At 62.1% G+C, this 3,413-nt stretch carries 5 protein-coding genes; 2 read left to right on the forward strand and 3 right to left on the reverse strand.

Going from position 1 to position 3,413, the window contains the following annotated elements; genetic code table 11:
- Positions 1-95: 95 nt before the first annotated feature.
- The 3 genes from VEK15_23945 to VEK15_23955 form a co-directional block, all read right to left on the reverse strand.
- On the reverse strand, positions 96-296 hold the full coding sequence (locus VEK15_23945; protein ID HXV63774.1) for a hypothetical protein: 201 nt from the start codon (positions 294-296) through the stop codon (positions 96-98).
- A complete protein-coding gene (locus VEK15_23950; protein HXV63775.1) occupies positions 259-1,752 on the reverse strand; it encodes a sodium/solute symporter in 1,494 nt (497 codons plus the stop codon). The genes VEK15_23945 and VEK15_23950 overlap by 38 nt, the downstream gene beginning before the upstream one ends.
- 111 nt (positions 1,753-1,863) lie before the next feature.
- A complete protein-coding gene (locus VEK15_23955; GenBank protein ID HXV63776.1) occupies positions 1,864-2,367 on the reverse strand; it encodes a Spy/CpxP family protein refolding chaperone in 504 nt (167 codons plus the stop codon).
- 167 nt (positions 2,368-2,534) lie between these two features.
- Here VEK15_23955 and VEK15_23960 point away from each other — a divergent pair, with 167 nt between their 5' ends.
- Complete coding sequence (locus VEK15_23960; GenBank protein HXV63777.1) at positions 2,535-3,224, forward strand: response regulator transcription factor; 690 nt, start codon at positions 2,535-2,537, stop codon at positions 3,222-3,224.
- Complete coding sequence (locus VEK15_23965) at positions 3,214-3,348, forward strand: hypothetical protein (protein HXV63778.1); 135 nt, start codon at positions 3,214-3,216, stop codon at positions 3,346-3,348. Before VEK15_23960 ends, VEK15_23965 begins: the two co-directional genes overlap by 11 nt.
- Positions 3,349-3,413: the final 65 nt, after the last annotated feature.

Consider the following 3,413-nt stretch of genomic DNA (forward strand, 5'->3'; position numbering starts at 1 on the left):
ACCATTACGATCACCGTAGGCGACGGGACGGACGTCGCCACGGATACGTTCCTGTTGACGGTGACGGCCGGCGGCTGACCGGGGGCATCGTCCCTTCAGCCCCACAGGGCGTACACCAGCATCTGCACGATCGCGACGAAGGACGCCCAGAAGCGCGCCCATCCCGATTTCTCACCGAGAAGCTCCTCGGGCAACAGAACGATCATGGCGAGCGTCGCCGCGTAGATGAGGATGACGATGACCGCCGCGAGCCCCATGTCATCGTACCCAGCAGACGAGACCGCGAAGGTCGGCATCGCTCTTCGGCCTCGTGAAGAGGCTCACGAGGACGATCGTCGTGGAAGTCGCGGCGAAAGACCACCATGCGGTCCAGAGGTAGAGGTGGCCCGCTTGGTTGAGCCAGAAGGCGGTGGCGACCCCGACGAGCATGCCCGCCACCCCCGAAGCCGGCGTGGCCCGACGCGTCAGCATGCCGAACAGGAGAAGGGAGAACAAGGCCCCCTGGAAGAACGACAACAGTGTCTGGAACGCTTCGAACACCGACGCGAACCGTGCCTCGACCCAAAAACTCAACAGGGCTCCTCCGGCGAGAAGCATGACAACCAGGAAACGGCCAACGACCAGCGAGCGCGCATCGGAGGCTGACGGATTGATGAATGGCCGGTAGAGATCGGTTACAAGCAGCGTCGAGGCAGAGTTGATGTAGGAATCCAAGTTGGCCATGACCCCGGCGATGAACGCTCCCATGAGCAACCCGAGCGCCCCACTCGGCACCAGGCGCGCCACCATCATTGGGAGGACGCGATTCGCGTCCCACGAAGCCGTAGGCCGGCCCAGCTCGTCCGAATAGAGAGCTAGGGCGAGGAGGCCGGGAAGCACCAGGAGAAGCGGAAAAAAGAGCTTGATGACCGCGCAGAGTATGTACGATGCGCGAGCATCGCGCTGGCTCCTCACGCCCAGCGTCCGCTGCACGATGGCCTGGTTTCCAACCCAGTAAGCCGGGCCGAGGACGAAACCGAGGCCGAGCACGACGGCGGGCCAGGGATAAGTCGGGTGGGTCGTCGGCGGCAACAAGTCGAAATGATCCGTCGTCCATGCCAGGCCGGACACTCGGTCGACCATCTCCCCGATGCCGCCGACTTCCTGCAACCCGTAGAGGCAGATGACACCGGCCCCCAGCAGAAGAACGACGCAAGAGACGACGTCGGTCACGACCACGGCACGAAGCCCCCCCGACGCCGTGTAGAGGCCGACTGCGAGGCAGGTGATGCCGACCGACACCCAGAAGCTCCAGCCCAGCAAACCCTCGAACATCGCCGCGGCACTCACCAGGATGGTCGCGATGGTTCCCATCATGAACAGCGACCAGACGACGGCAAAGAAGGTGCGGACCGTCATGTTGTACCGTCGGCCCAGATACTCGGGGATCGTATAGACGCCGGCGTTCCACAAAAACGGCATGAAGAGAAACGCTGCCACCAGCAGGGGGAAGGCGCATCCGACGAAATCGAAGTTCATCATGACGACGCCAAACCGATAGGAATCCCCGGCGAGACCCACCATGTCCTTGGCGCCGATGTCGGAAACCACCAGCGACATCCCCGCAACCCACCAGGGGAGTGATCTGCCTGCCAGGAAGAAATCCTTGCTCGAGCGCACGCCACGGCTTGCCCATAGACCCAGACTCGTGGTGCCAACGAGGTAGACGACGACGATTAGCAGGTCGAGGGTCGAGAGCCGTAACGCTTCCAAGGGACGCTATGATAACGCCCCTCGCTATTCTTGGTCGTTGGAGTCGTGGTTGCCGGCGCCAGTACTTCTCCAGCCTGTCAGAGTGGTGAGATGTTCTTGTTGTGAGCGGAGCTAGAGCTCTTTTCCAGGGTCGCCCTGGCGCGTTCGTCGCTCCTCGAAGCGTTTCCGGCGCTCTTCGCGCTCTTGCCTGCGTTGCTGTTCGAGCTCGGCCAGCTTGTTCTTCTGCTCCTCGGTCAGAAGCTCCATGATCTGAGCTCGTACTCGGGCCCGTTCGATGGCGGCGTCGGCTTCGGCGACTCCCACCTGATATCCAAGCTCACGAATCGCGCCCTCGTCGGTCTCACCGTTCTCGACGGCTGCGTCGAGAGAGCGACGCGCCTCCATGAGCCGTTTGTGGGCACCCGTCTCCGCCGCTTGCTCGAACAGGGTCCTGACCTGCTGGCGTTGTTCCTCCGTGAGGTCGAGCTCGCGGAGCATCCGCATGGGTCCGAAGGCATGTCGCTCCCCAGGAGACCCTCCGCGGCCTCGAGGTCCACGCGGCTGCGCCGAGACGGCCATCGAAGTCAGGACGGCAGAGGCAACCAGGAGAATGTTTCTTCTTCGGGTGAGCTTCATTATGCGTCTCCTTCCACCTCATACTAGCCACGGTCCGGGGTCGAGTCATCAAGATGCTGCAAGAGTTTTGTAAAGGATGTAAAAGCGACGACGCGACCGGGACGTTGCCGTGCTCCTCTCGGCTACAATCGAGCAATGGACCCACCACGCGTCGCAGGAGAGCTTCCGTGAGTGCCAAGAGAATCCTGCTCGTGGAAGACGAGCCTGGGCTGATAGTGACCTTGACCGATCGTCTCGAAGCGGAGGGTTTCCACGTCGCCTCGGTCGCCCGGGGAGACGAAGCGCTTCTGAGAGCAAGCGCCGAGCCTTTCGATCTCGTCATTCTCGATGTGATGCTGCCAGGCAAGAATGGCTTCGACGTTTGTCGCGAGCTCAGGAAGACGGGAAGCGATACGCCCATCCTTTTTCTAACCGCCCGCGGGGAGGTGGCCGACAAGGTCGTTGGCCTCAAGCTCGGCGGTGACGACTACCTCACCAAGCCGTTTGACATGATGGAGCTGACGGCGCGGGTCGAAGCGCTTCTGAGACGGACGGTGCCGGTCGACGCGTCGGCGGCAGAGCGGTACAGCTTCGCGGACGTCGAAGTGGACTTTCGCCGCGTCGAGGTCCTGAGGAAGGGGAAGGTCATCGAGGTGTCGGCGCTGGAGTTCAAGCTGCTCAAGTACTTCATCGAGAATCGCGGGGCGACCCTGAGCCGGGACGAGCTCCTACGCCAGGTTTGGGGTTACGAGCTGATGCCCTTCTCGCGAACGGTCGACGTGCACGTATCCGGCTTGCGCCAAAAGATCGAGCCCAACCCCTCCCGGCCACAGTTCATCGTTACCGTGCACCGATTGGGTTACAAGTTTGTCGGGTAGATTCAGCGAACGATTCCGTCTCGGCTTCGGAGGCGGCTATCGTTTCATCGGAGGGGCGGATCGCCTGAACGATCGCCTCGATGGCTTCACCGTCAGTGCCGCGTTGAAAATGAGCTTCTTCTGACCGGCGTCGGGAAATTTTCGTCTCTCGGGTCCGGCTGATACGGTCGATTCTGGTCGCAATCGAGG

It is taken from the genome of Vicinamibacteria bacterium (assembly GCA_035620555.1).
Classification (GTDB): Bacteria; Acidobacteriota; Vicinamibacteria; order Marinacidobacterales; family SMYC01; genus DASPGQ01.